Origin of the sequence: Aerococcus sanguinicola, assembly GCF_008726925.1 — a bacterium.
Lineage (GTDB): Bacteria > Bacillota > Bacilli > Lactobacillales > Aerococcaceae > Aerococcus.
Map to the genome: position 1 here is coordinate 371,368 of NZ_VYWO01000001.1, position 14,841 is coordinate 386,208.

10 protein-coding genes are annotated in these 14,841 nt (G+C 45.8%); all 10 read right to left on the minus strand.

Translation table 11 applies throughout. The features are described 5' to 3' along the window. Positions 1–20 precede the first annotated feature (20 nt). The 10 genes from F6I03_RS01880 to F6I03_RS01925 all read right to left on the minus strand — a co-directional run bounded on the left by F6I03_RS01880 (position 21) and on the right by F6I03_RS01925 (position 14,823). Positions 21–335, minus strand: coding sequence for a P-II family nitrogen regulator (locus F6I03_RS01880; RefSeq protein WP_083290636.1), 315 nt, complete (start codon positions 333–335; stop codon positions 21–23). A gap of 129 nt (positions 336–464) precedes the next feature. Further along, on the minus strand, positions 465–4,763 hold the full coding sequence (locus tag F6I03_RS01885; RefSeq protein ID WP_070431704.1) for a PolC-type DNA polymerase III: 4,299 nt from the start codon (positions 4,761–4,763) through the stop codon (positions 465–467). A gap of 219 nt (positions 4,764–4,982) precedes the next feature. Next, the gene (gene rseP / locus F6I03_RS01890) at positions 4,983–6,242 is read right to left on the minus strand and encodes an RIP metalloprotease RseP (RefSeq protein WP_070431705.1); all 1,260 of its coding nucleotides are present in this window, start codon (positions 6,240–6,242) and stop codon (positions 4,983–4,985) included. Between the two features lie 25 nt (positions 6,243–6,267). Further along, positions 6,268–7,059, minus strand: coding sequence for a phosphatidate cytidylyltransferase (locus tag F6I03_RS01895; RefSeq protein ID WP_070431706.1), 792 nt, complete (start codon positions 7,057–7,059; stop codon positions 6,268–6,270). Between the two features lie 17 nt (positions 7,060–7,076). Next, a complete protein-coding gene (locus F6I03_RS01900; protein ID WP_070431707.1) occupies positions 7,077–7,814 on the minus strand; it encodes an isoprenyl transferase in 738 nt (245 codons plus the stop codon). A 483-nt stretch (positions 7,815–8,297) separates the two neighbouring features. Next, entirely contained in the window at positions 8,298–8,858 is a 561-nt protein-coding gene (gene frr / locus F6I03_RS01905) for a ribosome recycling factor (RefSeq protein ID WP_070431708.1), read from the minus strand. A gap of 5 nt (positions 8,859–8,863) precedes the next feature. After that, positions 8,864–9,583, minus strand: coding sequence for a UMP kinase (pyrH, locus tag F6I03_RS01910; RefSeq protein ID WP_070431709.1), 720 nt, complete (start codon positions 9,581–9,583; stop codon positions 8,864–8,866). Between the two features lie 79 nt (positions 9,584–9,662). After that, the gene (tsf, locus tag F6I03_RS01915) at positions 9,663–10,541 is read right to left on the minus strand and encodes a translation elongation factor Ts (protein ID WP_070431710.1); all 879 of its coding nucleotides are present in this window, start codon (positions 10,539–10,541) and stop codon (positions 9,663–9,665) included. A 165-nt stretch (positions 10,542–10,706) separates the two neighbouring features. Next, a complete protein-coding gene (gene rpsB, locus F6I03_RS01920; protein ID WP_070431711.1) occupies positions 10,707–11,489 on the minus strand; it encodes a 30S ribosomal protein S2 in 783 nt (260 codons plus the stop codon). A gap of 157 nt (positions 11,490–11,646) precedes the next feature. Next, entirely contained in the window at positions 11,647–14,823 is a 3,177-nt protein-coding gene (locus tag F6I03_RS01925) for a DEAD/DEAH box helicase (protein WP_070431712.1), read from the minus strand. Positions 14,824–14,841 lie beyond the last annotated feature (18 nt).

The following is a 14,841-nucleotide window of genomic DNA, read 5'->3' on the forward strand; positions in this document are numbered from 1 at the left end:
TTCTCTCATCGTCTTTCAATTTATCCTTCATACAGACCGGTGGTTTCATTGATCGGTAGGCTAAAGAGGATCCCAGTGCCTGGCTCACTAAAGTCAAGAGCTTCAGCTACTGCTTGGCTGATCGTATCGACCTGGTCGGCTTCAACCGCCATGATAACCACTTCTTTTTGTGGTTCCACATGGATATGGAAGGCCGATAACTTATCCTCTTCTCCGGTTCCCCGGCCATGGAGAACGGTTGCCCCTCTAGCACCTGCCTGGCGGGCAACCTCAATCACTTCATCACTGCTATCACGGTCTACGATGACCATGAGCATTTCTTTATCTGCGCTCACCTTCACAACTCCTTTCTTTTACTTTTTTAATCTCAGCCTAAAAATTGGCTTTTTCTTTTATTAATAGACCTACGTAACTATCATAGCATACATATTTGATCAAAAGCGAACAATCCGCTCGGGCATTGCCTAGAAGAGAGACAGTTGGTTTTCTTCCGGCAGATCCTTTAGAATCCCTTGCTCGGACATAAAGTCAATGGTCGATTGGGAAACCTTGCCGCGTTTCTTAAGGTCTTCCTTCGATAAGAATTCGGATTCTTCCCGGGCTTTGACAATCTGCTTGGCTACATTGAGCCCCAAACCTGGAATGGCTCGGAAGGGAGCAATCAAGGTATCCTCTCCTTCAATAACAAAGTCTTGAGCATCCGACTTATAAAGGTCGACCATCTTGAATTTAAAGCCCCGTTCCCACATCTCATTGACAATCTCTAAGACAACTTGGACAGCATGGTCCTTAACGGTAGCATCATTGCCCTTGTTATAGATGGCTTGCAGGGCCGTCTTCGTCGACTGGAGCCCGTTCGCCATAGCGACCAAGTCAAAGTCATTAGCGCGCACACTCAAATAGGCACAGTAATACCAGATGGGATGGTGGACCTTGAACCAGGCCACACGGATGGCATTGATAACATAAGCTGCGGCGTGGGCCTTAGGGAACATGTATTTAATCTTCTCGCAGGAATCCATATACCATTGGGGGACTTGGTGCTCATTCATAATGGCCTTATGTTCATCAGAGAGCCCCTTCCCCTTACGGACCTTCTCCATGATTTGGAAAGAGTCGCGTTCGGGAACTCCCTGGTGGATGAGATAGACCATGATGTCATCCCGACAGCCAATCACTTCAGACAGGGGCATCCCCTTCTCACGAACTAAGACTTCTGCATTCCCCAACCAGACGTCCGTCCCGTGGGAAAGACCCGAAATTTGTAGCAACTCTGCAAAGGTAGAAGGATGGGTTGCTTCAAGCATGGACCGGGTGAAGGAAGTCCCAAATTCAGGAATCCCAAGAGTGCCTGTCTTCGAGAAGATATCCTTCTCACTAACTCCCAGTATCTCAGTCCCATTAAAGAGCTGGTAAACGTCGGGATCGTCCATGGGAATGTCCTTAGGTTCAATACCTGATAGATCCTGCAATTTCCGAATAACGGTCGGATCATCGTGGCCCAGGATATCGAGTTTCAGCACATTATCATGGATAGAGTGGAAGTCGAAGTGGGTCGTCTTCCACTCTGAATTCAGGTCATCCGCAGGGTATTGGACCGGGGTAAAGTCATAGACATCCATGTATTCGGGAATAACAATAATCCCCCCTGGGTGCTGGCCAGTGGTCCGCTTAACGCCAGTTGTTTGCTTGGCAAGAAAATCTTTCTCAGTTCGGCGGAGGTTCAAGTTATGGTCCTGGTCGTAGCCCAAGACATAACCAAAAGCCGTCTTATCCGCCACTGTCGAGATAGTTCCCGCCCGGTAGACATGGTCCTCACCGAACATCACCTTGGTGAAGTTATGGGCCTGGGGCTGGTATTCCCCAGAGAAGTTCAGGTCGATATCAGGCACCTTGTCCCCAGCAAAACCGAGGAAGGTCTCAAAAGGAATGTCGTGGCCATCCTTATTGAGGGCATGGCCACATTCCGGACATGCCTTATCCGGCAGGTCAAAGCCCGAGCCGACACTCCCATCTGTAAAGAAGTGGCTATAAAAACAATTTGGGCAAACATAATGTGGCGCCAAGGGGTTCACTTCCGTTATCCCTAACATGGTTGCTACGAAGGAAGACCCTACCGAACCCCGGCTCCCCACAATATAGCCATCTGCATTCGATTTTTTAACCAGCTTTTCAGAAATTAAATAAACCACTGAGAAACCATTACCTATGATCGAGGTTAGTTCCTTCTCTAAGCGCTGTTCAATAATCTCAGGAAGGTCCTCGCCGTAAAGGGCATGAGCCTCACGATAAGACGTTTCACGGATTTCGTCCTCTGCCCCATCAATATTAGGGGTATAGAGCTTATCTTTAAGGGGTTCCACAAATTCAATCTGGTCAAAAATTTTATGGGTATTTTCAACCACGATTTCATAGGCCTTGTCTTCTCCCAGGAAGGCGAAGTCATGCAGCATTTCATCCGTCGTCCGGAAATGAGCTTCAGGGAAGAACTTGGTGCGGTTAGACTTAATGGAATTGATCAAGATTTCCCGGTAGAGCTTATCTTGGGGGTTCAGGTAATGAACATCCCCAGTCGCAACTACTGGCTTGTCTAATTCTTCGCCAATCTCAATGATCGTCCGCATGATTTCTTCTAATTCAGATTCATTGTGGATCAAGTTATCTTCAATGAGAGGTTTATAAACGCCTTTTGGCATCAGCTCTAAATAATCATAGAATTCTGCGATGCGTTTAGCTTCTTCCTTGCCCTTCTGCATCACAGCTTCGAAGAATTCACCGGATGCACAGGCTGAGCCCAGCAAGAGGTTCTCCCGGTGGGCTGCCAGAAGAGAGCGGGGTAGCCGGGGCACACGGTAAAAATAGTCCACATTAGAAGCCGACACTAGCTTGAAAAGGTCCTTTAAGCCTGCCTGATTCTTAGTCAAGATCGTCACATGGAAGGGACGGCCGTGCTTATAGGCATCTCCCTTGCCGACATCCTGGTTGAGTTCTTTGTGGGAATGGATGCCGTGGTTCTTAGCGGCTTCTTTAATAAAGATCCAGGCCAGGGCCCCCGTTGTTTCCGAGTCATAAATTGCCCGGTGGTGCTGCTCCAAAGAGACATTGTAGTGCTTGGCCAGGGTATTTAAACGGTGGGACTTCATATTAGGATGAAGGAAACGGGATAACTCTAAGGTATCAATGACAGGGTTAGCTGCTTCTGCTAAGCCATGGCGACTGTAGGCCTTATTAATAAAGCCCATATCAAAAGAAGCGTTATGAGCTACTAAGATGCAGCCCTCACAGAAGGCCTTAAAGTCTGTCATGACTTCCTCTTCGGTACGCGTATTTTGGAGCATGGCGTCGGTAATTTTGGTCAGTTCAATAATATGTGGGGGCAAGGGATAGCCAGGATTGATAAATTCCTCAAAGGTCTCTTCCACATTACCCTTGTACATCTTCACCGCTGCCAATTCAATAATATGGTTGTAGGCGGCAGATAGGCCCGTCGTTTCCACGTCAAAGACCACATAGTGCGCCTCACTCAAGTCGACGTCTTGGGGATTATAGGCAATCGGCACCCCATCATCCACTACATTAGCCTCCAAGCCATAAATCATCGCGATATCATTGGCCTTAGCTGCTTGGCTAGCTTCCGGAAAGGCTTGAACATTGCCATGGTCTGTGACAGCAATAGCCGGATGTCCCCAGGCCTTAGCTTGGGCCGCAAAGTCCGAAATTGTATTCGTAGCGTCCAAGGCGGACATGTTGGAATGGAGGTGGAGCTCAATCCGTTTTTTCCCTTCTTCAGCCTGGTCCTTCCGCCCTTCTTTGTGGATGACTTCGAGGTCACGTCCCATGAGCACGTAATCACGAGCGAAACGATCATCCATGCGAATTTCGCCTTGGACACGGACCCACATGCCCTCTTGGAGGGCCTCAAAGACCGCAATATCCTCATCATTGCGTGAGAACATGGTCACTAAATAAGCCGAGGTATAGTCTGAAAACTTCAGCGATAAGATCCGTCGACCCGTCTTCAACTCACGAACTTCCACATCAAAAATGACCCCTTCCATAGCGGCGCCATACTGTTCTTCCACATAAGAGCGCATCGGTTGGAGCTTATCGACAGGGACAGGCCGGCCAATGGCTAGCTTGCTAGGACTTGCTTTGGCCTTAGCTTCCTTGGCTTGACGGGCACTAGCCTGCTTAGCCAATTCTTGCTGTTGGCGTTCAATTTCTTCCTGGCGGGCGTCAAATTGAGCCTGGCGGTCATTAGCCGTTGCTTCATCCACAATCACCCGGAAAGCTAAGTTTGCAAATCCCAGAACAAAATAGTTCTGCTTGATGACATCTAAGTAGTTACTTTCTAAGAAAGCTTGGACTTGTGGGTTATCTACCCGTAAGATAAACTTCCCCTGTTCAAAAGTTGGCAATTGTTGGGTCAGTATCTGTTGGGCCAGGCCATTAGAAATCTGACTCCGTTCGACAACGAGAGGCCAATAGGCTAAGACCTCCTCTTCCTCCCAAGTTCCCGCCTCTTGGCAAGCTATCCGCAAGTCCACTCTGGCAATCGATTTAAAGCCTGTCTCTAAGGCAGCTTCCAAAGCCTTAAATTGACCAGCCTTTAATTGCTTGGGGAAAGCTAGGCTAAATTGGTATAGTCGGGACTTGGTGTGGACCGTCACCTGGTCAATCCAACCTGCTTGGAAATTGGCATCTGAATCCATAAAATTAATTTGCTTAAGCAAACGGTTAAAAGCTTCTTTCTTCTCTTCCAATGGAGCTCTCCTTTCCTGAATAAAAGAAGGGTAGGTGCCTGGTCCTAGGATAAGCTACACTCATCAACTACTTCCATCTCCTACCCTTGACTCGAGTCATGGCAAGGCAGGGCGTGAGTCAATCGACCCAGTTAAACTAACCGTTAACACGGTCTTGCCCGATAGCACGAAAGCATCCGGACGAAACAAGTTTTTGTCTCACGCTCTACTTTACTTCATTTAAAATAAACGTTGAATATCATTCCAAGTCACAGCAATCATTAAAAGGAATAATAAAGCTGCCCCTGCTAAATTGATCACGCCTTCGACTTTTTGGTCGACAGGTCGGCCCAGAATCCCCTCAATGAAATTAAAGAGGATCTTGCCCCCATCTAAGGCTGGGACTGGGAGGAGGTTTACTACCCCCAAGTTTAAGCTTAACATAGCGGTCCAGGAAATAAGGGCCAAGGCCCCTTGGTTAACGACTTCTCCCGTGGCTTGGTACATAAAGACCGGGCCGCCGAATTGATTGAGGCTAAAGCCATGCTTGAACATCCCTGCGAGAGTCGTCAATATTCCTGTTATCATGGCCCAGCTGGCCTTAAAGCCATAAGTTAGCTTGGATAGCAGGCGGGTGTCTTTATAGCGGCCCACCCCAATTTGGTAAATTTTTTGGCCATTATAGTCCACTGCTTCAGCTTGCAAGCGTGTTTCTCGCTCTTGACCCTGCCGTTGGTAGGTCACTTCCATGGGCTGGCCCTTTGAAGCGGAAACCATGGCCTGCATGTCCGCAAAGGAAGCCACTTCCTGGCCATTAATACTTTGGATCTGATCACCGGTTTTTAACTGGGCGGCTTGGGCTGGTGAATCGTCCACCACCTGACCCACAATTGCTTCCGAAGAAGGAACGCCTCCCTGGGCAAAAGCTAGGACGGTAAAGGCTAGGATCCCCAAAATAAAATTATTCATAGGACCCGCAAAATTTGTCATCAGCCGTTGGGGAATAGAAGCGGATTGGAATTGCCGGTCAATGGGTGCAATCTTTAAGTGGGTGCCATCGGCTTCGACAAAGTCCGCTTGGCGGTCAATGCGATAGGTCTTAGCTTCTGTCTCACCATAAGGAATGGCTTGGAGAATCAAATCGCGCTCAAGATCAGCTTGGATCACTTCCACTGGCAAGGCTTCAGCAGCCAGCTCATCCTCAGCCAGGGAGATTTCCTTGACTTTCCCCGCCTCATTAAAGGTCAGGGAAACTTGCATCCCCGCTTCGACACTGTCAGCTATCTCCTCTAAGCCTGCCATTCGGACATAGCCCCCAATGGGTAAGAGGCGGAGCGTATAGGTCGTCTCCTCGGCTTGGTATTGGTAGAGCTTGGGCCCCATCCCAATGGCAAATTCACGGACAAGGATACCCGCTCTCTTAGCAAAATAGAAGTGGCCAAATTCGTGAAAAATCACAATGACTGAGAATATAAGCAAGAAAGTAATAATGGTTTTCATAAAAAACTCCCTTCGTTTAACCGACTTAAAAGAAGGCCATCAAAAAATAAAAAATAGGCAGGACAAATAAGATATTGTCAAAACGATCTAAAAAGCCCCCATGACCGGGCAGTAAATGACCTGAATCCTTTACGTGATACTGTCTTTTAATCGAAGACTCCACCAAGTCTCCCATCTGTCCCGCCAGGCAAAGGAGGACCACCAGGATTAAGTTCCCCCAAAAGCTAAGTTGGTAAATATTGAAAAAAAAGTCAAAAACTAAGGAGACTAGGAAGGCTCCCAAGATCCCCCCGACTGAACCTTCGATCGTTTTGTTAGGAGATATGGCTGGCGCTAAGGGACGGCGGCCAATCGCACGTCCAGTCAAATAAGCAAAGCTATCATTAGACCAGATAACCACTAAGACAAAAAGAATCGGTAATAGACCTAGCTCTCGGCCTAGAATTAAAAAATGATAGCCACGGCCAACATACAATGCAGCCAGAGTTAACTTAGCAATCAAGCCAAAGTCCAATTGCTGGGGACGGTAGACCATTGAAGACAGAAAGATCACAACGGCCGTATAAAAGAGGGTCATTTGATCTAATTGCTCGGGTAAGAAAGCCAGATAGTGCTGGGGAAGCAAGGCGAGATACATCAACAAATAGGCAAATAAAGTTTCTAAAGTAAAAAAATTGACAGCTAGTAAATTGAGTAATTCAAAGAGGGTGATCCCTGCTATAAGCATCACGAGCACTTCAAAAGCGCTACCGCCCATTACCAATAAAGGAAGGAAAATAGCAAGTGCCACTAGGGCTGTCAGTATTCTTAATCGCATAGCGGTCTCCTATTCTCTTAAACTTTACCAAAACGGCGCTGGCGTTGCTGGAATTCAGCGATACAGTCATAAAAGATCGCTTCATCAAAATCTGGCCACTTGGTATCGGTAAAGACAAATTCACTGTAGGCTAATTGCCAGAGCAAGTAATTGCTTAAGCGAATTTCGCCACTTGACCGAATCAATAAATCAGGATCCTGTAAGTCTCCTAAGAAAGCGGTTTGCAAGTGCTGGCTAAAGTATTCTTCATCTATACGGTCTGGGTCTAATTCTCCTGCCGCTGCCTCTTTGGCCAAAGCTTGGCAGGCTTTAACAATTTCTAGGCGTGAGCCATAGTTAAAGGCGATATTCAGAAGCATCCCATCATTGTTAGCTGTCTTCTTCACCGCGTTCTCAATATAAGACCAGGTCTTATCAGGCACATGTTCACGGTTCCCGGTCAGGCACACGCGGACGTTATTTTCCATTAATTCAGGCAAGACTTTCTGATTGAGCAAGTGAGGAAGAGACATCAGGTATTGAACCTCTTTTTTGGGACGGGCCCAGTTCTCAGTCGAGAAGGCATAAACCGTTAATACTTTCAGCTTTAACTTAGCAGCCGCCACAATGGTCCGTTTGAGAGCATTCAGTCCTTCCTTATGACCTTCTGTCCGTTTCAGGCCACGCTCTTCTGCCCAACGCCCGTTACCATCCATAATAATGGCCACATGTTGAGGCAAGGGAAGTTCTGGGTTTAATTCTTTCGCCTGTGTCATTGATCATCCATCCTTTGCTAAAAATATTAAAAGCTGCTTGCTTATATCTTGTCTATCTTACCATAGATTCTTAGCAAAAAAAATTATTCTTAAACTTTTAAGCGAAATTTACTGAAAATTAAAAAGAAGCTGGGACAAAAGTCCCGGCCTCTATATAAAATACGAATTATTCTTTAAAAACGTGCTCCAAAAGTCAGCCCTGACATCCACTTCATACAGGGTGTGAACAAAGGCGTCAAAAAAAGGGATGACTGGAGGCAAAGAGGATAAGAGCGGCTTTAGCCGATCATTCCACTTTGCTGAAGTCACTCCCTTTTTGCCTTTGTGAACCCAACTACGAATTATGGAAGATCCTTTGACAAGGTTCTTCCATAATTCGCGGACAGTTGCTATAGCTGTTCGAAGCGAAGCGAGTTACAGATATAGTATGCGTTAGCAGATTCAGGGCTAACCGACTTTTGTCACACTCTCTTCTTCAAACAATTAGCCGTTCATAATTTCTTCTTCTTTTTCTTTAGCAATATCTTCTAAGCGTGCAATGCTTTGGTCTGTGACCTTCTGGATATCTTCTTCCATCCGACGTTGGTCATCTTCCGTAATTTCACTATCTTTTTCAGCCTGTTTGATGGTATCGATCGCATCACGGCGAATGTGACGGACAGCTACCTTAGCTTCTTCTAAGTCCTTACCAACTAATTTAGAAAGCTCTTTACGGCGTTCAGTCGTCAAAGCGGGAACCACTAAACGAATTTTATCCCCATCGTTAGTTGGTGCAATGCCAATATCCGACGCATTAATAGCATGTTCAATATTCTCTAAGGCAGACTTATCATAAGGTGTCACTACTAGCATCCGAGCTTCTGGAACGGTAATGGAAGCGATAGATTGTAAGGGTGTTGCCGCACCGTAATAATCTACTTCAATACCTGTCAGTAAGCTTGCGTTCGCAACCCCTGCCCGGATGCGTGCGAGTTCGCCACGCAAAGATTCTTCAGACTTTTTCATACGATTTTCAGTATCTTTGATTAATGTATTGATTGCCATAATTTCTACCCCTTTACTGTTGTACCAATTGGTTCGCCCATAACAACTCGGCGAATATTTCCGGCTTCATTTAAATTAAAGACGACAAGAGGAATGTCATTATCCATGCTCAGCGTTGAAGCAGTGGAGTCCATCACCCGTAAGTTCTTGTTAATCACATCGAGATGGGTTAAGTCCGTATACTTGATCGCATCTGTATCCACTTGGGGATCAGCTGAATAGACCCCATCTACGCCATTCTTGGCCATTAAGATGACATCCGCCTCAATTTCAGCCGCTCTAAGGGCTGAAGCTGTATCGGTTGAGAAGAAGGGATTACCGGTTCCCCCTGCAAAAATAACCACACGGCCTTTTTCTAGGTGACGGATAGCGCGCAAGCGGATATAAGGCTCGGCAACCTCCCGCATTTCAATAGAGGTTTGGACGCGAGAAGGTACCCCGACATTTTGTAGACAGTCTTGGAGACCCAGGGCATTCATAATTGTTGCCAACATTCCCATATGGTCGGCTTGGGCCCGGTCCATGCCCATCTGTTCACCCGTCACGCCACGCCAAATATTACCACCACCAACAACAATAGCGATCTCAACGCCTAGGTCATGGACACTTTTAATTTCACTGGCGATTTTTTTCATAACGGCGGGGTTGATGCCGAAGCCCTCATCCCCAGCCAAAGCTTCACCACTTAACTTTAATACGACGCGCTTATACATTGGTTCTGCCATTTTTCAATCTCCTTATGAAAAAGGTTGGGAAAGAACTCCCAACCCATCTGCTACCGTCGAAACGGCTGATTACATCTAATTATTTACCCATTTGACTTTGAACTTCAGCGGCAAAGTCTTCTTCTTCTTTTTCAATACCTTCGCCTACTTCATAGCGACGGAAGTCAACAACTGAAGCTGCATTTGAGCTGAGGTATTGTCCCACTGTTTGATCACCATCTAATAGGTAGTCTTGGTCCACTAAGCAGATTTCTGAGAAGAATTTGCGGAGACGGCCTTCCACCATCTTGTGAACAATTTTTTCTGGTTTACCTTCGTTAAGTGATTGTTCGGTAAGAACTTCACGTTCATGTTCAACCACTTCTTCTGGTACAGAATCTTCATCGATGTATTGTGGGTTAATTCCGCCGATATGCATAGCCACATTGCTAGCTACTTCATCGTCACCACCGTCAACTGTAACTAATACAGCGATTTTACCCCCTAAGTGGGAATATTGACCGAAGTGTTGGCCATCTTCTTTTGAGAAGATGGTGAAGCGGCGTAGGTTTAAGTTTTCGCCAATTACAGAAATCATTTGGCTCATGTATTCTTCAAGTTGAGTGCCCTCTACTTGAACATTAGCCATAGCGTCTTCTAATGAGCTAGGTTTTGCTTCTAAGAGTGCTTCAGCAATTGCATTTAACATGTTTTGGAATTTTTCGTTTTTAGCAACGAAGTCAGTTTCAGCGTTTAATTCAACGATCACTGCGTCATTACCCTTAATCAGAACTTTAGCTAAACCTTCAGCAGCAATACGTCCTGCCTTCTTAGCAGCCTTAGCTTGGCCAGTTTCACGCAAGTAGTCAATAGCCTTATCCATATCGCCATCTACTTCTTGGAGGGCCTTCTTAGCGTCCATCATCCCAACGCCAGTTCTATCACGTAATTCTTTAACTTGTTTTGCAGTAATTGCCATCTATAAATCCTCCTCGGTTCTTTGTCATCTTTTTAAAAAGAGCTATCTTATAAGTACAGCCTAGTCCCAGCTTCATCGTCCTTACAAGATAGCTCTATACTCCAAACTAATTTTACTCTATTTTGCTACAGACTTCAAGATTAACAGCCTGTAGCTTAGGCTCAATTAGTCTTGGTCAGCTTCTTCTTCGCCTTGCATCTTAGCTGCAACGGCTTCAAGGTCTTCACTAGATACAGCAGCTTCTTCTACAGCTTCTTCATCGTCAAGGCCTTGGCGTCCTTCAATAACAGCTTCAGCCATTGTTTGGCTAATTAATTTAACCGCACGGATAGCGTCATCGTTTGAAGGAATCACATAGTCAACTTCATCTGGGTCGCAGTTGGTATCAACCATAGCGATAACAGGAATATTTAACTTATGTGCTTCTTTAATTGCAATATGTTCTTTACGAGGGTCAACCACAAACATAACGTCAGGAATGCGTGGCATGTCTGCGATACCGCCCAGGTTATTTTGTAATTTTTCACGTTCTTTTTCGAGTTCAAGAACTTCTTTCTTAGGTAAAACATCGAAAGTACCGTCTTCTTCCATACGGTCAATATCTTTCATGCGGCGTACACGTTTTTGGATGGTTTCCCAGTTAGTCAAGGTCCCACCTAACCAACGATGGTTAACGTAGAATTGACCACAACGTGTGGCTTCATCTTCGATAGATTGTTGGGCTTGTTTCTTAGTCCCTACGAAGAGAACAACACCATCGTTTGCTGCAAGGTCGCGTACATAGTTGTAGGCTTCATCGATTAATTTAACTGTTTGTTGTAAATCGATGATGTAGATTCCATTACGTTCGGTAAAGATGTAACGGTCCATTTTTGGGTTCCAGCGACGTGTTTGGTGTCCGAAGTGAACCCCTGCTTCTAATAATTGTTTCATACTTACAACTGCCATTAAAAATTCCTCCTATTTGGTTTTATTCCGCCCCTACTTCAATTGAACGCAACTCTCAGTGAGCACCATGCGTTCCAATCCATAGGGTGTGACATTTGATGCCTCAAAGGCACTAAAAGATTATAGCATAAAGGGAATTGGAAGGCAAGCCTTCCTTTTATTTTTCTTCAAAATCGAGGATATACTTCAGTTCTTCCATGGAGAGGCGGTCGCTTTCCTTAGCCCCTTCGTCGAAGAGCTGCTCAAAGAGATTCCGTTTTTCTTCTTGAAGTTCGGCAATTCTTTGTTCGATTGTGCCCTCAGTAATCATCCGATAAACTTGGACGTTCTTCTTCTGCCCGATGCGGTGGGCCCGACCAATGGCTTGCTCTTCAATCGAAGGATTCCACCACAAGTCGTAGAGAAAGACCGTATCGGCCCCCGTCAGGTTAATCCCCACACCCCCAGCTCTTAAGGAGATGAGAAAGACGGAGCCTTCGCCTTGGTTGAAGGCATCGACTTGTTCTTGCCGGTCCCCCTTCTTGGTTTGACCATCGATCCTAAAATAAGTCACCCCTTCAGCCTTTAAGTCTTCTTCTAGAATATCTAGCATGGAGGTGAATTGGGAGAAGACCAAGACCCGCTTCTCATCCTGGAGAACCCGGTCCAGCAGATTACGATAATAGTCGAATTTGCCCGAACCCGCTTCACTTTCAGGATCAATTAAGCGAGGATGGCAACAAATCTGCCGCAAGCGGGTAATGGCTGCTAACATTTCCATCCGCGTCCGGCCACTATCAAAGTTACCTTCTGCCAGCTGTTCTTGGATATCTTTAAGATAGGCCAAGTAGATATTTTTTTGTTCAGGCGTCATCCCTGCATAGCGGTCAGAACTGCGTTTTTCTGGCAGTTCGAGAGAAACGTCAGCCTTGGTCCGTCTGAGAACGAAGGGTTGGACCCGTTTACGGATTTGATCGACCGATAATTGTTGGTAATCATGACGGTTGGGCAAGAGGCCCGGTAGGATAATTTGCATCAAGGACCAAAATTCTTGCAGGTTATTTTCTAAAGGCGTCCCCGACAAGGCAATTCGTAGGCCTGATTTTTGTTGCATGAAGGATTGGTAGAGAACCGTTCGATTATTTTTCAAAGCTTGGGCTTCGTCCAGAATTAAGACATCGAAGAAATACTCCTGGTAGGCGGTCTGGTCATTGCGATAGGAAGAGTAGGAAGATATCCAAATCTTTCCTTGCCCTTCTTTGCGCATTTGCTCGCGCTCTTCGGCTGATCCATCGATCACCACAGCTTCCAAGCTCGGCGCAAAACGGTCCAGTTCATGGTACCAATTGTAGAGCACCGAGGCGGGGGCGACGATAAGGACCTGGCCAGAAGGATGTTCCTCCAGATAATCGAGTAAGAAGGCAATCGTTTGGACAGTCTTACCGAGGCCCATTTCATCTGCTAAGAGCCCCCCCAGCTGGTACTTGGCCAGGACCTTAAACCACTGGACGGCATATTGTTGATAATCTGAGAGCTCTGTTTTGAGTCGTGGATTAGGTTGGTATTCTTCCTTATCCGGATGCATGATATCTTGGTAGAAGGCTTCAAAATCATTCTGACTGTTCAATAGGTCGGCGAAAAGCAGACTCTGGTAGATAGGGATAGGGTCTCCATTCTTCCATTGCTTATTCTGCTGTTTTAATTGTTTTAGCATGCGATTTTGGTCTTCTGAAAAAACTTGGTTGACATTAATAATCCGCCCATCTTCAAGCTGCATAAAGCGCTCATTAGCCTGGAGGCGTTCGATGATACGGTCGATTTCATGTTCATTGATATCATCGGTTTCGAAATCAATCGTCAAGAAGCGGTGCTGTTTATTCTGTTCTGTAACGACCTCAACTTCAATGTCATTGGACTGCCAGCTTTCCAAATTCTTGGTATAGCTAATCTTCCAACTTTCCGGTAAGTAGCCTTCGAAGCGCTGCAGGTCTTTCATCATTTGGTCAATAGAAAGATAGTCCTTGCAGTAATAGTAGTTTTCCTTAGTAAAACCATAGGCCCGCAAGAAAGCTTCAGCATCTAATTCATCCCCTAGCTGACGCAAAAGAATTTTATCTTCAGGCAGCTGGGTTGCTATCGGGTCATCCGACAGCCTATAGTCGCCATAGTGGAAGGTTAAGGCGAGTTCCAAGCGCCCCTGGCTGGCACCAATTTCTAATTGGCATTCCAAGTCGTAGAGCGGAGCAAAATCCAAAACCGTCACATTTTTGACCAGGCTGTGTTCAAGTAAGAGACGGCCAAATAAGGAGAAAAAGGCCTTCATTTCTTCTGCTTTAAAGTCGAGTTTAAAGCGGTTCAGAACAAAATTATCCTGGATAATCGACATGGCATCAAAATATTGATCATCCGCTTCAATATGATAAAAATCTTTGCCATTAAAAATTAAACCGTAGTAACGGTACCACTTAGCCGATTGAACTTGACTCAAGCGGTAAATCTCACCATCATAGGCAATATTAAAGAGGATGGGACGGTCATTTTCGATTAAGCTGAAGTCCTCTACTTCCTGGTCAGCAATAAAGACATGGTCCGCGAGGTCACGACTCAGCAAGTCAATCAATTCCTCCTCATTGAGGTAGAGACGCTGCTGGTTCTTCTTGGTCGAAGGCACATGAGCAATGGTATTCTCCCAGTGCTTATGGCGTAAGAAGTCGCCAGCTAGACTCTTTAAGAAATTATAGATCTCCGGTTCGAAGCATTCCTGACGCAAGCAGACTTGGTCATTATTGTGGTTCTGTAAGTTAAAGGTCCCCCCGCTAAGAAAGGTTGAGAAAAAACTCTCCAAATCGTTAACATAATAGCTGCTATCAATCCCTAGCCGCAGACGCAGATAGAAGAGACTATCACTATCTTGGGTGAAGGGCAAGTTTTGTTCATCATAAAGTTCGATTTCAACCATGAGGGGTCCAAAGTAATCGGCTGTTTCTTCCTCAATAAAGCGTTGGTAGAATTCCTGGTAGACCTGGTCACTCGTCTCGCTTTCATCATAGAGGTCCTCTGGATAATAGAACAAGGGCCGCTGGCTAAATTTCATGGCCCGAACCACTGAATGGTCTTGTAAGAATAACTCAACGGCTACGGTATGGACACAAAAATGCTTCTTAAACCACTCGTCACACTGGCAGATATCTTCCTCCTTGCCCGAGCCATCCAAGATCACATAGTATTTTTGGTCGTCAATCACTTCTGCCCGCCAAATATTTTCTGATTCTACCGGATAAACTTTAGTTACCCGGCCTTCATCTGAGAGTTTACGTCCTTCTGCTATAGTTTTCGTCGGAATACTCCACTTCATGCTCATTCCCCCAAATTC

Coding starts and splice junctions, on each gene's coding strand:
- rseP (WP_070431705.1), bottom strand. CDS start 6,242: ATGAAAACCATTATTACTTTCTTGCTTATATTCTCAGTCATTGTGATT.
- F6I03_RS01895 (WP_070431706.1), bottom strand. CDS start 7,059: ATGCGATTAAGAATACTGACAGCCCTAGTGGCACTTGCTATTTTCCTT.
- F6I03_RS01900 (WP_070431707.1), bottom strand. CDS start 7,814: ATGACACAGGCGAAAGAATTAAACCCAGAACTTCCCTTGCCTCAACAT.
- frr (WP_070431708.1), bottom strand. CDS start 8,858: ATGGCAATCAATACATTAATCAAAGATACTGAAAATCGTATGAAAAAG.
- pyrH (WP_070431709.1), bottom strand. CDS start 9,583: ATGGCAGAACCAATGTATAAGCGCGTCGTATTAAAGTTAAGTGGTGAA.
- tsf (WP_070431710.1), bottom strand. CDS start 10,541: ATGGCAATTACTGCAAAACAAGTTAAAGAATTACGTGATAGAACTGGC.
- rpsB (WP_070431711.1), bottom strand. CDS start 11,489: ATGGCAGTTGTAAGTATGAAACAATTATTAGAAGCAGGGGTTCACTTC.
- F6I03_RS01925 (WP_070431712.1), bottom strand. CDS start 14,823: ATGAAGTGGAGTATTCCGACGAAAACTATAGCAGAAGGACGTAAACTC.